Raw genomic sequence first — 16,830 nt, forward strand, 5'->3', positions numbered from 1 at the left:
GGTCTGTCTCGCATCAGCAACTTGTCGCTCTTCCCCCGTGAATGACGCAAATGCTGAAGCACTCTCAGCTGGCACGTCGAGATAGACTGCTTCACTGGTGCTCCAGGGGTGATAGACAGTGAGCATGTTGAAAGTCCGCGCGTTGCCTAGGGCCTGTGCCGACCGGCCCACCAGTTCGGTCTGCTCAGGCTGTGGTGCGCGTGCGTTCAGCGTCTGCGACGCGTTGTCGGAGGTCGATCTTGGGCGATTGGACTCGATCGCAGAACGCGTAGCGCTGGCGAGCGGCGACGTCCTGGCCAATGAGGCCGAACCGGTCTTGAACGTCTTCAACATCACCTCGGGCGCTGTGCGGATATACAAGCTTCTGCCCGATGGTCGTCGACAGATCACCGGCTTCCTGTTCGCCGGGGATTTCATTGGACTGACGGCGGGGGAGACCTACGCCTTCTCTGCTGAGGCGATCGAGGACACGACCGTATGTCGCTTCCGGGCCTCGGAATATCGGGCCCTGGCGCGAGAGCGGCCCAGTCTGGAAGCGGCCTTGCTGAGCCGGGCGATGCATGAGCTGACGGCGGCTCAAGATCAGATGCTGCTGCTCGGTCGCAAGACCGCGCGTGAACGCGTGGCCAGCTTTCTGGTGACGATGCTTTCGCGCGATCCCTTGCGTCCCTCCGGCGACAACGCCGTGCGACTGCCGATGACCCGATCCGAGATCGCGGACTATCTCGGACTGACGATCGAGACCGTCAGTCGCGAGCTGACCAAGTTGAAGATCAGCGGCGTCATCCATGCCGTCGCCCTGCACGACTTGCGGATCGAGCGCCCTGACCGCCTGAAAGACATGGCGAACGGCGCATCCTAGGCGGCCAAATCATCCGGAAGGCAGGTCAGACGAAGATGTCCGTCGCTGTCCAGCCCTTCGACCCGGATGGAGCGGTTGCAGAGCGCCATCGGCGACGCCCGGTGGCCGACCAAGATCAGGCCTTGCCCCCGCGCGGCCAGGCGGTTCAGAAGGCGGCCCAGGACCTGGGCCTCCGTCGCGGCGTCCAGGCCTTCCGTCGGTTCGTCCAGCACCAGCCAGGGCGCATCGCGCAGATAGGCGCGCGCCAGGCCAAGACGCCGTCGTTCTCCACCGGATAGCTGCTCGCCGTTCGGTCCGACGGGGGTGTCCAGCCCCAGCGATTCGGCGCGAATTCGGTCGCCCAGCGCGGCGTCGTCCAGCGCCGCCCACAGGGCCGCATCGTCGGCAGGTCCTGCAAGCAACAGGTTCTCGCGCACGGATCCGTTCAGCAGACGGACGTCCTGGGCCGCATAGGCGAACAGCCGGCGCCGATCCTCCGGCGCGATGACAACGGCGTCCAATCCACCGAGCCGCATCTCGCCGGTCTGGGGCGTTCGCAACCCGATCAGCCGTTCGATCAGCGTCGTCTTTCCGGCGCCGGAGGGGCCGACGATGCCGAGGCGATAGGGCGGCACGAGCTCGCCGTTAAGGTTTGCGAGACCGAACGCCGCTCCGCTGAGCGGTCGGCCGTGACGAGGGGACGCCATGGGCATGGCGGCGTCTAGGCGAGACAGGGCCTGGGCGGCGGCGCCGTTCTGGTGCAGGGCAACGACCAGCCCGCCGGCGGATTCGACACCCATCACCGCCGCCAAGGCCGCGAGCGCGATCAGCGGCAGATCGGCGGAGGATGCGGCGGGGATGACGACGCCGACCGCGAGGGCGCTCGCCGCCGCCTGCCACACGGCCATCCAGCCGCCCGAGCGGGTCAGGGCGATCTGCGCCGCGTCGTGATTGGCGGCGACCTGCGCGACCTGCGCGCACGCCCAGTCGTCAAGACCGTAGGCCTTCAGCTCGGGCGCGGCGGCCTCCAATGCGGCGAGGCGATCCTTTACCGCGCCGGCGCCGGTTTGGACTGCTCGGCCGGCGGGATCGGCGAGGCGGCGGGCGATCAGAACGCCGCCCAAGACAGCTGCGATCATCACGACGAACAGGGCCGCGCCGGCCAAGGGGGAGGCGAGGGTGGCCAGCAGAATGGCGGAGACGGCGCCGGCGCCCAGGCTCCAGAGCGCCGAGCGGCGCACGAAGAGGGTCTGAACCGCGTCCACGTCCTGAACCAGCCGGGCCGAGACCTCGCCGGATGACAGGTTCAGTGCGCGCTCGGCCGGGCCTGTGGCGATGGCGTCGAACACCTGCGGGCGCAGGCGGGCGAGCGCCTTCAGGGCAGCCTCATGGCCCGCGACGCGCTCGACATAGCGCCCGCCGGTGCGGACGATGGCCAGCAGGCGGATGATGGCGCTGGGCATCATGTAGTTGAAGCTCTGGGCGGCCGCCGCGCCCGCCAGGCCCGCAAAGGCTGCGCCCGTGATGAACCAGCCCGACAGCCCCAACAGACAGACGGCCGCCACCGAGACGACAGCGCCGCCGGCCGCAGCGAGCCGAAGCCGGGCGCGTTGAGCCTGAGCCTGGGCGGCGATCAGGCCAGCGATGCGTGACGGGACTCTCATAGCGTCACCACGCGGTCGGCCAGGGCGGCGACGGCTGGGGAGTGGGTGGCGATCAGGGTGGTGCGGCCGCGCGCGGCCTGACGAATGACGTCGAGCATGGCGCGTTCCGAGGCCGGATCCAGATTCGCGGTCGGCTCGTCCAGCACGAGAAGCGGCGCCCGCTTCAGGATGGCGCGGGCCAGGCCCAGGCGACGGCGTTCGCCGCCCGACAGGCCGCCGCCGCGCTCGTCGATGGGGCGATCGAGATCGCCGGACAGGCCCGCCGTGCGCGCGGCCAGGGCGATGCGGCCGGGGCAGGCGGTGCGATCCGCCAGGCCGATGTTCTCGGCCAGGGTCCCAGGCGTCACGATCGGGTGCTGGCTGGCCCAGGCGACCCGCCCGGCGATGTCGCCGCACTGACTGAGCCGCGCACCGCCCACCTCGACCTCGCCGCGCGTCAGGGGCGCGAGGCCGAGCAGCAGATGCAGTAGGCTGGACTTGCCTGCGCCGCTGGCGCCCATCATCGCCACGATCTGGCCCGGCGCGATGTCGAGGTCGAACCCGTCGATGACCGGCGCTGAGCCTTCATAAGCGATGGCGACGTCGCGGAAATGGATGGCGGGCGCCCGGTCGCCGATAAGCGCGCGCTGGGCCGGGCGTGGGTCTGGCGTGATCAGGGATGGGGCCGCGGCCTCGGCGGCCTGGCGATCATGATAGGCGGCCGCCAGTCGGCGCAGCGGCGCATAGACTTCGGGCGCCAGGGGCAGCACGAAGAAGGCGCGCGACAGGTCCAGCGTCTCGGGAACGGGGAAGGGCAGCAGCCGCAACAGGTTGAAGCCGCAATAGACGGCGATCAGCGCGACCGACAAGGCCGAGAAGAACTCCAGCACGCCCGACGACAGGAAGGCGATGCGCATGACGCGGGCGGTGCGGCGCTCCAGCTCGTCCGAGGCCTGGGAGATCTGCACCGTCGTGCGGCCCACGGCGTCGAAGGCGAGAATGGCGGGCAGCGTGCGGATACGGTCGATGAACAGACCAGACAGCCGCTCAAGCGCCTGAAACTGACGACGGCTTTCGCCCGCCGCAGCCGTGCCCGCCAGGGCCATGCCGACGATGAACGGGAACAGGGTGAACAGCAGAATGCCCGCCGACACCGGGCTGGCGATCGCGGCGGCGGCGATGATCAGCAGCGGCGAAACGCCTGCGGCGAGGCGCAAAGGCGCAAACCGCGAATAGTAGCCGTCCAGCGCGCCGACCCCTTCGACCAGGGCCGTCATCTGCGCGCTGGATCGCCGTGCTCGCCCGAACAGGTCTGACAGCAGGCGGCCTCGGACGTCGGTCTTTACCGCCCGACCCAGCTTCGCGCCGACGATCACGGCGGCCTGGCCGATCAGGCCGCGCGCGATCAGACTGAACACAGCCAGGGCCAACCACGGAGCGGCGGCGGCCGGCGATACGGTCAGGCTGGAAATCGTCAAAGCCAGCCCCGCCGCGAAGCCGATCGCTGGCGCGACGTCCGCAATGGTCAGCACGCCGGTCAGCAGGGTCAGCCGCCCCCACGGACGACCGATCTGCTTCAGCCAGGCGGCCGCAGATACAGGGGCGATTGGCACGGCGCTCATCAGGCGACTCCAGCGCTCGGCGCAGGCCTCGCGCCACTGGGCGAAACGTCGTTGGACGAAATGTCCAAGGACCAAGCGTCCAATAGGGCCGCGCGTTCGCTGCCGCTTTGATCGAGATCAAGGCGGGCGTCCCGCGCAACGCCTACGGCCGACGAAACGTCGGTCCAGCAGACCGATTCCTCGGAGCAACGCCATGATCGACCTCGCGGTCGTCGACCTGTCCCGGCTGCAGTTCGCGCTGACAGCCCTTTACCACTTCCTGTTCGTTCCCCTGACGCTGGGGCTGTCGTTCATGCTGGTCATCATGGAGTCGATCTATGTGATGACCCGCCGGCCCATCTGGAGGACGATCACCCGGTTCTGGGGCGTGCTGTTCGGCATCAACTTCGTACTGGGCGTCGCGACCGGCATCACCATGGAGTTCCAGTTCGGCATGAACTGGAGCTATTACAGCCACTATGTCGGCGACATCTTCGGCGCGCCGCTGGCCATCGAAGGGCTGATGGCCTTCTTCCTGGAGGCGACCTTTGTCGGCCTGATGTTCTTCGGCTGGGACAAGCTCAAGCCGCACGCCCACCTGTTCGTCACCTTCATGGTCGCGCTGGGCACCAATCTGTCGGCCCTGTGGATCCTGATCGCCAACGGCTGGATGCAGAACCCGGTCGGCGCCGCCTTCAATCCCGACACGATGCGGATGGAGGTCACGGACTTCATGGCCGTGGTGTTCAACCCGGTGGCCCAGGCCAAGTTCGTCCACACCGTTTCGGCCGGCTATGTCTGCGCCTCGGTCTTCGTTCTGGGCGTTTCGGCCTTCTATCTGCTGCGTGGCAAGCACGTCGGCTTCGCCAAGCGGTCGATGACGGTGGCCTCTGCGTTCGGTCTGGCGGCGTCGCTGTCGGCCGTCGTGCTGGGCGACCAGTCCGGCTACAATCTGACCGACAACCAGAAGATGAAGCTCGCCGCTCTGGAGGCCATGTGGCACACCGAGCCTGCGCCCGCAGGCCTGACGCTGATCGGCGTTCCCTCGATGAAGGACCGCGAGACCCATTTCGGCGTTCACGTGCCGTGGATCATGGGGCTGATCGCGACCCGCACCATCGACAAGCCCGTCGAAGGCATCTTCGAACTGGTCGCCACGGCTGAGGACCGCATCGAATCCGGCGTCATCGCCTATGACGCGCTGGAGAAGGTCAAGGCTGACCCGGCCGATCCCGTCGCGCGCGGCGTGTTCGAGACCCACCGCCGCGACCTGGGCTATGGCCTGCTGCTGAAGCGCCACGTCGCCGATCCCCGCCAGGCCACGCCGGCGCTGATCCAGCAGACAGCATGGGAGACGGTGCCGAACGTCCCGGCCCTGTTCTGGAGCTTCCGCATCATGGCGGGCGTCGGAATGTTCATGATCGCCCTGTTCGGGACCGCCTTCGTGCTGTGCACCCTGCGCAAGCATCAGACGAAGTGGTTCCTGCGCCTTGCCGTCCTGGCCATCCCTCTGCCGTGGATCGCGATCGAGTTCGGGTGGATCCTGGCCGAGTTCGGCCGCCAGCCGTGGGCGGTGGAGGGCGTGCTGCCCACCTTCCTGGGCGCCTCGTCCCTGACCGTGCCGCAGCTGTGGGCCACGATCGTCGGCTTCACCCTGCTGTATGGCGCCCTGGCGGTGGTCGAGGTGCGGCTGATGCTCTTCGCCATCAAAAAGGGGCCGTTCCACGAACAGGAGACGTTCGGCGAACCCAGCCCCGAAGCCCCGGCCGAGCGCGTTCCCGCCCCCGCCGTGGCCTGACCCAAGACCTTAGGACATCCGACAATGGATCTTCCCCTCGACTTCGCCACCCTTCGTTTGATCTGGTGGGGGCTGCTGGGCGTGCTTCTGATCGCCTTCGCACTGACCGACGGTTTCGACCTGGGCGTCGGCGCCCTTCTGCCCTTCGTCGCCAGGACCGACGAGGAACGCCGCATGGTGATCAACACCGTCGGCGCCACCTGGGAAGGCAACCAGGTGTGGTTCATCCTGGGCGGCGGCGCCATCTTCGCCGCCTGGCCCTTCGTCTACGCCGTCAGTTTCTCAGGCTTCTACCTGGCCATGTTCCTGGTGCTGTCCGCGCTGATCCTGCGGCCGGTGTCGTTCAAATATCGCTCCAAGCGGGCGTCGCCCAAGTGGCGGTCGTTCTGGGACTGGTGCCTGTTCATCGGCGGTTTCGTCCCGGCCCTGGTGTTCGGGGTGGCGGTGGGGAACGTCCTCTTGGGCGCGCCCTTCCATCTGGATGGCGACCTGCGGTCCTTCTACGACGGCACGTTGCTCGGCCTGTTCACCCCTTTCAGCCTGATCGCCGGGCTGTTGTCGGTGGCCATGCTGGTCCTGCACGGCGCGGCCTGGCTGTCGGTCAAGGCGGAGCCCGGCCCTGTTATGGAGCGGGCGCGATTGTTCGGCACGGTCGCCGCTGTTCTGGCCCTGATCCTGTTCGCGGTCGGCGGACTCTATGTCGCTTACGGCGGCCTAGGCTACCGGATCACCGGCGCGCTGGACGTCAACGGCTTCTCCAACCCGCTGCGTACGACCGTCGAGGCCACGCCCGGCTCCTGGCTGGATAACTACGGCCGCTATCCGTGGATGCTGATTGCACCGGCCCTGGGCTTCCTCGGCGCGCTGGTCGGCCTGATCGGGATGTGGCGGCGGTCCGCGCCACTGGCGTTCGGCGGATCTTCCCTGTCCACCGTGGGCATCATCTCCACGGTCGGCCTGTCGATGTTCCCGTTCATCCTGCCCAGCTCGGTCAATCCGCAATCCAGCCTGACGGTGTGGAACGCCTCGTCCAGCCATCTGACCCTGTTCATCATGCTGATCTGCACGGCGATCTTCCTGCCTCTGGTGCTGCTCTACACCGCCTGGGTCTATCGCGTGCTCTGGGGCCGGACATCGACCGCCGCCCTCAAGACCAATCCCGATCTGTACTGACCCTTAGGAGCGCAGAACCATGTGGTATTTTTCCTGGATCCTGGGGCTTGGCCTGGCCGTCGGTTTCGGCGTGCTGAACGGCCTGTGGCACGAGTTCCATCTGTTTGACGAAGGCGACGCCGGCCTGTCCACGCCCGACGCATCGAAAGAGGGCGATGTCCCTCTCTAGCCCCGCGCGCCTGCCCGTTCGCGACCTGATCGCGCGCTATGACGCCCATGCGCCACGCTATACCTCCTATCCGACGGCGGCCCAGTTCACGCCTGCCGTCGGGCCCGGCGAATGGGCCGACTGGCTGGGGCGCTTGCCCTCCGATCAGCCGGTCTCGCTGTATCTCCACCTGCCGTTCTGCAAGCGGCTGTGCTGGTACTGCGGCTGCAACACCCGGGCGGTGAACCGACCCGGCGTCATCTCCAGCTATGTCGATCTGCTGCTGCGCGAGGCGGATTTGGTCCTGGCCCGGATTGGCCGCCCGGTCCGTGTCGGATCGATCCATCTGGGCGGCGGCACCCCGAACATGCTGCCGCCGGACGATCTGGAACGACTGTTCGCCGGTCTGTCCGCGCGGTTCGACCTGGGCGACTGTTTCGAGGTCGCCGCCGAGTTGGATCCCGAAGTCCTGACGCCGGAGTGGGTCGAGGCGGCGGGCCGCATCGGCCTGAGCCGCGCCAGTCTGGGCGTGCAGGACCTGTCGCCAAGCGTGCAGGCGGCGGTGAACCGGCCCGAGCGTTTCGAAACCATTCGCTGGGCGGTCGAGGCCCTGCGGGGGCAGGGCGTGACCTCCCTCAACCTGGATCTGATGTACGGCCTGCCGCTTCAGGCCGTCGAGAACGTCATCACCACCCTGGGCCAGGTCACGACGCTGAGACCCGAACGGATCGCCCTTTTCGGCTATGCCCATGTGCCGTGGATGAAGCCGCATCAGCGGTTGATCAACGACGCCGATCTGCCGGGCGCCGAAGCGCGCTTCGCTCAAAGCCAGGCGGCGGCGCGCTATCTGGTCGGCAAGGGATGGCAGGCGATCGGACTGGACCATTTCGCGCTGCCGCACGACGGGCTGGCGGCGGCGGACCGGGCCGGACGGCTGCATCGCAACTTCCAGGGCTACACCACCGACGCTGCAGACGTGCTGATCGGCCTGGGCGCTTCGTCGATCAGCCGCACGCCCAGGGGCTATGTTCAGAACCAGGCGCAGGAACGCGACTGGCGCCGCGCTGTCGAGGCCGGCGACCTGCCGGTCGCTCGAGGCGTCGCCCTGACCGAACGCGACGCGTTCGTCAGCCAGATTATCGAGCGGCTGATGTGCGATTTCGTCGTTGATCTGGCGCCCATCGTTCGACGTCGCGGTCGAGACCTGTCGGACGTCGCCGGCGCCTTGTCCCTGTTGGAGCGCTTCGTCGACGACGGTCTGGTGCGGATCGACGGGACGGTGGTGGCGGTGACCGACCTGGGCCGCCCCTTCGTCCGGGCGGTTTGCGCCGCCTTCGATCCCAATGCGGCGGCTCTTCAGCAAAGGCATGCGCGGGTGGTGTGAGTGGACAGATTGTCCACCCGCTGAACGATTTGCGCTGGATCAAGGCTGAGGCGTCCACCGGGGCGCACACCCCGCTCAGACGCCTGACAAAGGCCGCACGACGCGGCCATGGCGTCGGGGATCAGAAGATGAAGACCAAGACCCTGCTGCTCGCCGCTGCCGCCTTCACCGCCTGCGCGGCGCCGGCCTTTGCTCAGACATCCGTCGCCTGGGAGACGCCCAAGAAGGGCGACTTCTTGGTGAGCGGGCGCGTCACCGACGTCTTCTCCCAGGCCGATGACGCCATCACCACAGCCGCGGGCGCCGACACCGGCCTGAAGGTGGATGTGGGCGACAGCGTCATGCCGACCCTGAGCTTCACCTACTTCCTGACCGATCACTTCGCGGTCGAGGCGATCGTGGGCACGACCCGGCACGAAATCCGCGCGCAGGGCGGCGCGACGGACGTGGCCGTGCATGAGACCTGGGTTCTGCCGCCGGTGGTCACCCTGCAGTACCGTCCGCTGAGCCAGGGGAGCTTCAGCCCCTATTTCGGCGCGGGCGTGAACTACATGCTGTTCTACAGCGGCAAGGACAAGAACGGCTTCACCGTCGATCTGGACGACGGTTTCGGCTACGCGCTTCAAGCGGGCGTGGACGTCGGCATTAAGGGGCCCTGGAGCCTGAACCTTGACGTCAAGAAGGTCTGGTTCGAGACCGACGCCAGGATCAACGACGGCGCCTTGAAGTCCAGCGTGAACCTCGATCCGTGGGTCGTGTCTCTGGGCGTCAGCCGCAAGTTTTAGCTGGAGCCCCTAGGGGTCGCCGACCCTTGTCCCATTGACTGGAACACCGATGCGGCGCTCTTTTTCCGAAAGAGCGCCAAGGAACATCAATGGTCGCGCAAATGGGAAACGGCCACGGCAAGCTGATCAAACAGGCACTGGACGCCGCCGGAGGTGAGGCGCGTTCGGCCCTGGCGGCGTCATGGCGACGGTCGATGTCGCTTTATGGGCTCGATCCTGAGGATGAAGGCCGACCGAACACCCTGACAGACCAGGAGTTGCGCGAAGCCCGGGACGCCCTAGAGCCGATGACAACGGCGGCTCAGGACTCGCTTGACCGACTGTTCCTCGCCGTCGGCGACACAGGATGCTGTGTCCTTCTCACCAACGCTGAAGGGGTGACCCTGGAGCGGCGAGGCGCAGCGGCGGATGATGAGATCTTCCGCCGCTGGGGATTATGGCCCGGCGCGGTCTGGTCTGAGGCTGTTGAGGGTACAAACGGCATCGGCACGGCTTTGGCCGAACGTCGGCCGCTGACCATCCATCGCGATCAGCATTTTCATACCCGTAACACGGCGCTCAGTTGCACCAGCCATCCCATCTACGGTCCGACAGGGCGGCTGGCGGGCTTGTTGGACGTCTCGTCGTGCCGTGCCGATGCGACGCAAGGCGTATTGGGGTTGATCGCGGCGGCGGTGGCGGACGCTGCGAGAGCGATCGAGGCGCAAACTTTCCGATACGCCTTTCCCCAGGCGCGCATCGTGCTGACTGACGATGCGGCCGGACGAAACACCGCGGCCCTGCTGGCGGTTGACCAGGACGATCTGGTGGTTGGAGCGACGCGCGCCGCACGCCTTGCGCTCGCGATCACCGACGACCGGATCGCAAACCAGCTCGCGGCGTCGGAGGTGTTGGGCGTAGGCGCCGTGGAAGCCGATCTTCTGAACGCCGAACGCGGCGCGGTGCGTCGCGCGCTAGCGTTGAGCGGCGGCAATGTCTCGGCGGCCGCGCGCGCTCTTGGGGTGAGCCGCGCGACCCTGCACCGCAAGCTGCACCGGCTCGGCCTTTCTAACGCACCTTAATAAGCGATCTGTCGCAGTTCTGCGACAGGTTTGCGCCGCAGCATGGCAGCGGCGTATGGAGTCACGTGCTCCGCAGGATGACCTTCTGATCCAAAGACGTCGACAATCGACGCCAGAGGACAACGCAGGAGGCCTTCATGACCAAGCCCGAATTCATTCGCGCCGCGACCCCCAAGTTTAAGGCGCGCTACGAGAACTTCATCGGCGGACAGTGGGTCCCGCCCGTCAACGGCCGATACTTCGAGAACACCTCACCGGTGAATGGCCGCGTATTGTGCGAGGTCGCACGATCGGACGCGGCCGACGTCGAACTGGCCCTGGACGCCGCCCACGACGCCAAGGACGCGTGGGGGCGAACCAGCGTCGCCGAACGCGCCGTCATCCTGAACAAGATCGCTGACCGGATCGAAGCCAATCTGCAAGTCGTCGCAGAGGCGGAGACCTGGGACAACGGCAAGCCAGTGCGCGAGACGACGGCCGCCGATATTCCCCTTGCGATCGACCATTTCCGCTATTTCGCCGGCTGCATCCGGGCGCAGGAAGGCGGAATTTCGGAACTCGACCACGATATGGTCGCCTATCACTTCCATGAGCCGCTTGGCGTGGTGGGGCAGATCATCCCCTGGAACTTCCCGATCCTGATGGCGGCCTGGAAGATCGCTCCGGCCTTGGCGGCGGGCAACTGCATCGTGCTGAAGCCGGCGGAGCAGACCCCGGCGTCCATCCTCGTGGTGATCGAACTGATCCAGGATTTGCTGCCGGCCGGCGTGCTGAACATCGTTTCGGGCACGGGGCCCGAGGTGGGCGAGCCGTTGGCCACCAATCCGCGCATCGCCAAGATCGCCTTCACCGGCTCGACCGCCGTCGGCCAGAAGATCATGCAGTATGCGACCCAGAACCTGATCCCGGTGACGCTGGAGCTTGGCGGCAAGTCGCCGAACATCTTTTTCAATGACGTGATGGATCACGACGACGCCTATCTGGACAAGGCGCTGGAGGGCTTCGCCATGTTCGCGCTCAATCAGGGTGAGGTCTGCACCTGCCCCAGCCGCGCCCTGATCCATGAGGACATCTATGAGGCCTTCATCGAAAAGGCGATCGCCCGGGTGGAGTCCATCGTCCAAGGCGACCCTCTGGATCCGGCGACCATGGTGGGGGCGCAGTCCTCGACCCAACAGCTCGACAAAATTCTTGGCTACCTGAAGCTCGGCAAAGAGGAGGGCGCCGAGGTCCTGACCGGCGGAGATCAGTCCTCGCTCAAGGACGATCTGGCCGGCGGCTACTACGTCAAGCCGACCGTGTACAAAGGCACCAACGACATGCGGATCTTCCAAGAGGAAATCTTTGGTCCGGTCCTGGCGGTGACGACCTTCAAAACCTTCGAAGAGGCCATGGCAATCGCAAATGACACCGAATACGGCCTGGGCGCCGGGGTGTGGTCACGCGACATGAACACCGCCTATCGCGCCGGCCGCGCCATCCAGGCCGGACGGGTCTGGACCAACTGCTATCATCAATATCCGGCCCACGCGGCCTTCGGCGGCTACAAGAAGTCGGGCATCGGGCGCGAAAACCACCGCATGATGTTGGACCATTATCAGCAGACCAAGAACCTGCTTGTCAGCTACAGCCCCGACAAGTTGGGCTTCTTCTAATCCGGGCGCGGATGGCCGATCGAGGATTGGCCATCCTGCGTAGGGTCCTATCATTAGCCGCTCAGCTGGGCAGGCCTGAAACTCTTCACGGTGGAGCCGCCGCGAGTAGCCCGGACACGGGACGGTTTTCGAGCCGCTGAGCGTCAGCTTTTGAGCTTTGGGGCAATGACCGCTCATGGCGCATCTAGGTTGTTTGGAGCGTATCTTGATGAGGGGGTGTTGATCGTGGGAGGTGGCCATGAGCCAGCCCGATCTGTTTCGTTTACCTCGCAAACTCTGGAACGCTGGTCGAATGACCGGTGCGAAGGCCCCACTCAAGCCAAAGCACATCTGGGCGATCCGTCAGCACTTGAAGTCCGTTGGATCGAAACGGGATCTTGCAATGTTCAACACCGCATTGGACGTTAAGCTGCGGGGCTGTGATCTAGTAAAACTTCGTCTCGGCGATATTGCTCAAGGCGGCGCCATTCGGCAGCGGTCGCCGATCATCCAGCAGAAGACCGGTCGGCCCGTGCCATTCGAGATCACGGAGGCCGCGAGGGAAGCTCACTGGTTGGAGCGCCGAGGACGACGGCGTGACGACTGGCTGTTCCCTAGCCGCAGCCGGGATGGAGCAGATAGGCACTAGGCAGTACGCCCGACTGGTCGAAACCTGGGTGAGAATGATCGACCTGAATCCCAGCGCCTATGGCACCCATAGCCTTAGACGGACCAAGGTGGCCTTGATCTATAAGAAGACTGGAAACCTACGCGCCTGCCAGCTCCTTCTCGGGCATGGAAAGCTCGAGAGCACCGTTAGGTATTTCGGCATCGAAGTCGACGACGCGCCGGAGATTTCAGAGCAGATCGACCTCTGAGCAGGCTTGGGGCGGCCCGCCGTTAAGCGGACTGCCCCTATGTCTTAGAGGGATGAAATCGGACGTTGGCTATGAATCCGAGACAAGTTCATGCTTCACTTTAGCAGACCTTCCGCATGACGCCGATGGGTCGGTTTGCGAAGTCGGTACCGCCCCGAAGAGTACCTCTGATTTACGCACGGAATGTCGTCTTTCTGGCTTCGTTCGCATGACCTCTCTTGGCGCGCGTCCAGCAATTTTATTTCCCTGTCGGTAGCTCTGCACGGGAAGGGGGGTGTCGCGGCGGGTCTCGTTGTAGAAACGGACAGCTAATACGTCGGCCCCCGATGGATCGATCGATGCCCCAGGCCTTGAGCGGGGACTTCGACAAAGCGGTAGGCTAGGGCAGCTCCGACGAGGGTGACGGCGAGAAACGCAAGCGCGAACGCCCCGGCAGCCAGAGGGGTCTGAAAGCTGAGTCCCAGGGCAGGCGCCCCGAACCAAAACAGCATGAATACAAGTCCGTGGACGAGGTATATCGAATAGGAGATGCGGCCGAGGCAATGTGGGACCGCCGAGGCCAGCGCGTGGTTCAGCCGTCCTTGCCCGCTCGCGCCCGTGAGTACCAGCAAGGCGAACAGCGGTACGATTAGCAGGTCGTTAGCGTCGAGGTGCATCAACACGACGATGCCGGCCAGAGCCGACAACGCGAGGCCGTCGGTGACGGCTGGCGAAAGCGGGAGGGCGGACCGCTGGAGACGATACAGACCCAAGCCAATCAGGAAGCCGCCGAAGCATCGGATCACGCCAAAGTCGAAGGTGATGTCAAGGGTGTGGCGGCCGACGGCGACATAGAGACCGATCAGGACGAAGGCTCCGGCGACCATGCAAAGCACTCCAGCGACAGGACGGCGGGGCCTCAGGATTGGGATCAGCAAGGGGGCTACGGCGTAAACCCACCATTCTGCCGCGATCGACCAGGACACGATGTTAGAGGTCAGGCCGGCGCCCGGCGTCATCGCATGCAGCATCAGAAGGTTGGTCGGCAGCGCGAAGGCTTGAAGAAGGCGTCCCAGCTTCCATCCCGCAAGCCGGGCCACGCCGAACCGGCTGCGATCACAGCTACGATTAGCAGCAGGGTTAGCGCGAGATGCAGTGGATAGATGCGCAGGAAGCGAGAGCGGTAGTAGCTTGCCGTAGCCCGCCAGCGGATCCCCGCTCCTAGGCGCTCAGCATAGGCGTGATGGATTACGAATCCGCTGAGGATGAAGAAGAAATCGACCCACAGATAGCCGTTGGCGATGAGACCGCTCGACGTCTTGGGAAGGAGGTTGCCCATCTCGCGATAGAACAGGCAGACGTCGATGTGGAACATCACGACGCCCAGCGCTGCGATCCCCCTCATAGACGTTAGAGCGTCCATTTCGCCCCCCGTGGGAGCGGTGACCTTTGCAGGATTTTGCATCAACTCTCGCAGCGTGTCTCAAGCTGGTATCCCGACCGCGCAAGACGAATGGGCGCTCCTTTCTAAAGCATAGACCGACATTTTGCGGTCATTTGCAACTCGTGCCGATGGTTATCAGCGGGGGTGTTGGGTGAAGAACATCAGGTATTTGGCCCTGGTCGCGGCTCTGCGGACTGGGGGACGCGACCGGCGCTTCGCAGCCACGACACCCTTTTGGCGCAACGCCACCTATGATTTGTAATGGCCGATCGGCTCGCCAACGGCGACCCAAGCAATGACAACGCTTACGGACGTGGCCGCTGCAGACGCCCGTGTCAGAATGGATGCGGAGGTCGGTAGTACATCTCCACCCGTTCAATCTGCTCGTAGAAACCAAGGACGGCCTCGGCCCCCCACAAAGTGCCGCCTGTTCTGTTTGGTTTTCAGATTAGTCGCTAACATCCCTGGCGGCGCTCGCTTGCTAGAGCAGGCGTCCCTGATCCGACGTCCGGACGGCCGTGTCGGTCATCAGGCCGCGGCGGCGAAGCTCGGTCGCGGCGGTGAAGGCGATGTCGATGTCGCGTCCCGACGCCAGGATCTGAAGCCGGTCGGCATCCACCGCGCTCCACACCTTGCCACGCTCGGGGCCGGCGGGCACGCGGGGCAGCAGTCCCGGTTCGCGGCTCCAGGCCAGAAGCTGGTCGACGGTCGTCTGGTTCAGCATGTCGCGCAGATGATGCGCGGTGACATAGGCGTCGGGCAGGGCGCGATGCGCCGGCAGGCCGAGCTCATGCACCAAACCCTCGGGCCGGCGCAGATAGCGCAGCATCTGGTTGGAGAAGCGCGGCAGGTGGGGCCACAGCCGCAGGGCGCATTTCCAGGTGCAAATCCACTTTGCGCCGCCTGACAGGGCAGGGGTGCAATACCGCTGCTCGAAGCCGGCCCGGTGAGCCGCCAGGGCGATCACGCCCGTCTCCGGGCGAAGGATGGGCGGCGCGACAGCCTTCCAATAGCCGGCGTCCTGAACCCACTCGTCCAGAATGTGGTGGATCGCCATGGTGTCGGGCGAAATCGGCCGGCCGGGATTTACGAAACGGGCGCCGCGCGTCGCATCCAGACGCCACGGCCCGGCCACGTCGCGCACAACGTCCTGCCAGCCGATCTCGCACACGTCCTGAGGGCCGGATCCGGCGGTCTCCAGGTCGATGACGCGGATGCGTTGGGGTGATGGGGTGAAGTCGGTCAGGGCGTCCTCGGCGTGGCGTTTACGCCTGACAACGCCTGGGGCGCCGGATTTGGTCCGGCGCCTGAAAAGACCGACGACAGCTTTTCGTCAGTTCGGCAGACGGATCGACCCGTGCGGCATGACGGTCATCACGGCCCAGAGGCCGACCAGCACCACGGGCGAGGCGATCAACGCCCGCCGACAGCGATGCGCCAGATAAAGAGCCTCGCCGATCACGATCGACACCAGCATTTGCGTTTCCCCCGAAACGATAACCGACACTTCTATGACGTCGCCGATAGACATGTCCCTCAATGAGACGAAATCCATTTTGTCGTGGGATCTCCGCAGGCCGGGCGGTCGCTGGACGTGCGACCAGGAATGCGCAATCTCGCGGGCATGGGATCTGTCGCGCGCCTGTTCCGTCTGCATTTGTCGCTGTGGCTCGGGCTGCTGGTGCTGGCGACCGTCGCGGCGCTGGCGCCGGCCGGCCTCGGCTGGCCGATGCGACTGGCGGCCGGCTGGGACGCGGGCGTGGCGACCTTCCTCATTGCGACCTTTGCGCGGATCTTCAGGGCGCGTTCGCAAGAGGCGATGCGACGCCGCGCGGCTGAACTGGATCAGGCGGGCGTTCTGGTCCTGCCGCTCAGCATGGCGGCGGCCGTGGCCAGCGTCGTGGTCCTAGTCCTCGCCATGGTGGCCAGCGACGGCAAGCCGACGATCGGGCAGGCGGTGTTCTCAGTGTGCACCGTCGGCCTGTCGTGGCTGTATGTGCACATCATCTTCGCCCTGCATTACGCCCACGGCTTCTACGCCCCGCGCGACGACGGCAAGGGCGATCAGGGCGGGCTGATCTTTCCGGGCGAGGAGGACGCGGACTACTGGGACTTTCTACACTTCGCCCTGATAATCGGCGTGGCGAACCAGACGGCCGATGTGCAGATCGCCAGCCGCAAGCTGCGCGGCCTGGCGACGTTTCACAGCCTGATCGCCTGGTTCTTCAATGCCGTTATCCTGGCGCTGACGGTCAATCTGGCCGCCACGCTGCTCTAAGGTGTGAGCGTCGCACGACAAACGCGGTCGTCGCGTGGGCGTGGCCAAAAGAGCTGATCTGAAAGGATGGCCAGTCTCCCTCTTCCTCGAAATATCGATGGAAGAGGGAGGCTGATGGTGGTGTGCCAAGGAGCGGAGGTCATTCTCTCCGTGACCGGCACTTCCAAAATGTGCCGGCTAACT

At 65.5% G+C, this 16,830-nt stretch carries 17 protein-coding genes; 11 read left to right on the plus strand and 6 right to left on the minus strand.

Features of this window, described 5'->3' with window-relative positions; translation table 11 throughout:
* Window positions 1-247: 247 nt before the first annotated feature.
* Window positions 248-862: a helix-turn-helix domain-containing protein gene (locus tag E7T10_RS04455; RefSeq protein WP_246846098.1), complete on the plus strand. Its 615-nt coding sequence runs from the start codon at window positions 248-250 to the stop codon at window positions 860-862.
* On the opposite strand, the gene E7T10_RS04460 is transcribed toward E7T10_RS04455, so the two are convergent.
* Both E7T10_RS04460 and cydD read right to left on the minus strand, forming a co-directional pair.
* Window positions 859-2,505, minus strand: coding sequence for an amino acid ABC transporter ATP-binding/permease protein (locus tag E7T10_RS04460; RefSeq protein ID WP_137720886.1), 1,647 nt, complete (start codon window positions 2,503-2,505; stop codon window positions 859-861). The genes E7T10_RS04455 and E7T10_RS04460 overlap by 4 nt on opposite strands.
* Window positions 2,502-4,106, minus strand: coding sequence for a thiol reductant ABC exporter subunit CydD (gene cydD / locus E7T10_RS04465; RefSeq protein ID WP_137720887.1), 1,605 nt, complete (start codon window positions 4,104-4,106; stop codon window positions 2,502-2,504). Before cydD ends, E7T10_RS04460 begins: the two co-directional genes overlap by 4 nt.
* A gap of 196 nt (window positions 4,107-4,302) precedes the next feature.
* Between cydD and E7T10_RS04470 the strand changes: the two genes are divergently transcribed.
* The 9 genes from E7T10_RS04470 to E7T10_RS15885 all read left to right on the plus strand — a co-directional run bounded on the left by E7T10_RS04470 (window position 4,303) and on the right by E7T10_RS15885 (window position 12,946).
* Window positions 4,303-5,883: a cytochrome ubiquinol oxidase subunit I gene (locus tag E7T10_RS04470; protein WP_137722549.1), complete on the plus strand. Its 1,581-nt coding sequence runs from the start codon at window positions 4,303-4,305 to the stop codon at window positions 5,881-5,883.
* A 24-nt stretch (window positions 5,884-5,907) separates the two neighbouring features.
* Window positions 5,908-7,056, plus strand: coding sequence for a cytochrome d ubiquinol oxidase subunit II (gene cydB / locus E7T10_RS04475; protein WP_137720888.1), 1,149 nt, complete (start codon window positions 5,908-5,910; stop codon window positions 7,054-7,056).
* 19 nt (window positions 7,057-7,075) lie between these two features.
* Entirely contained in the window at window positions 7,076-7,225 is a 150-nt protein-coding gene (gene cydX, locus E7T10_RS04480) for a cytochrome bd-I oxidase subunit CydX (RefSeq protein ID WP_017504187.1), read from the plus strand.
* Window positions 7,212-8,588, plus strand: coding sequence for an oxygen-independent coproporphyrinogen III oxidase (gene hemN / locus E7T10_RS04485; RefSeq protein ID WP_137720889.1), 1,377 nt, complete (start codon window positions 7,212-7,214; stop codon window positions 8,586-8,588). The genes cydX and hemN overlap by 14 nt, the downstream gene beginning before the upstream one ends.
* 128 nt (window positions 8,589-8,716) lie before the next feature.
* Window positions 8,717-9,373: an OmpW family protein gene (locus tag E7T10_RS04490; RefSeq protein ID WP_137722550.1), complete on the plus strand. Its 657-nt coding sequence runs from the start codon at window positions 8,717-8,719 to the stop codon at window positions 9,371-9,373.
* Between the two features lie 89 nt (window positions 9,374-9,462).
* Complete coding sequence (locus tag E7T10_RS04495) at window positions 9,463-10,434, plus strand: GAF domain-containing protein (RefSeq protein WP_137720890.1); 972 nt, start codon at window positions 9,463-9,465, stop codon at window positions 10,432-10,434.
* A 137-nt stretch (window positions 10,435-10,571) separates the two neighbouring features.
* Window positions 10,572-12,089: an aldehyde dehydrogenase family protein gene (locus E7T10_RS04500; RefSeq protein WP_137720891.1), complete on the plus strand. Its 1,518-nt coding sequence runs from the start codon at window positions 10,572-10,574 to the stop codon at window positions 12,087-12,089.
* Window positions 12,090-12,327: 238 nt separating this feature from the next.
* Window positions 12,328-12,717: an integrase gene (locus E7T10_RS15880; RefSeq protein WP_246846099.1), complete on the plus strand. Its 390-nt coding sequence runs from the start codon at window positions 12,328-12,330 to the stop codon at window positions 12,715-12,717.
* A gap of 34 nt (window positions 12,718-12,751) precedes the next feature.
* Entirely contained in the window at window positions 12,752-12,946 is a 195-nt protein-coding gene (locus tag E7T10_RS15885) for an integrase (RefSeq protein ID WP_246846100.1), read from the plus strand.
* Between the two features lie 308 nt (window positions 12,947-13,254).
* Here the strand turns inward: E7T10_RS15885 and E7T10_RS04510 are convergent, their stop codons facing one another.
* From E7T10_RS04510 to E7T10_RS15685, 4 genes are all read right to left on the minus strand, one after another.
* Entirely contained in the window at window positions 13,255-13,956 is a 702-nt protein-coding gene (locus E7T10_RS04510; RefSeq protein ID WP_137720892.1) for an acyltransferase, read from the minus strand.
* A complete protein-coding gene (locus E7T10_RS16005) occupies window positions 13,956-14,300 on the minus strand; it encodes an acyltransferase family protein (RefSeq protein WP_371276072.1) in 345 nt (114 codons plus the stop codon). Before E7T10_RS16005 ends, E7T10_RS04510 begins: the two co-directional genes overlap by 1 nt.
* A gap of 550 nt (window positions 14,301-14,850) precedes the next feature.
* On the minus strand, window positions 14,851-15,540 hold the full coding sequence (locus tag E7T10_RS04520) for a DNA polymerase III subunit epsilon (protein ID WP_246846101.1): 690 nt from the start codon (window positions 15,538-15,540) through the stop codon (window positions 14,851-14,853).
* A gap of 162 nt (window positions 15,541-15,702) precedes the next feature.
* Complete coding sequence (locus E7T10_RS15685) at window positions 15,703-15,846, minus strand: hypothetical protein (RefSeq protein ID WP_017504296.1); 144 nt, start codon at window positions 15,844-15,846, stop codon at window positions 15,703-15,705.
* Between the two features lie 129 nt (window positions 15,847-15,975).
* On the opposite strand from E7T10_RS15685, the gene E7T10_RS04525 reads away from it, so the two are divergent.
* The gene (locus E7T10_RS04525; protein ID WP_246846102.1) at window positions 15,976-16,647 is read left to right on the plus strand and encodes a DUF1345 domain-containing protein; all 672 of its coding nucleotides are present in this window, start codon (window positions 15,976-15,978) and stop codon (window positions 16,645-16,647) included.
* Window positions 16,648-16,830: the final 183 nt, after the last annotated feature.

Source organism: Brevundimonas sp. SGAir0440 (assembly GCF_005484585.1).
GTDB lineage: Bacteria > Pseudomonadota > Alphaproteobacteria > Caulobacterales > Caulobacteraceae > Brevundimonas.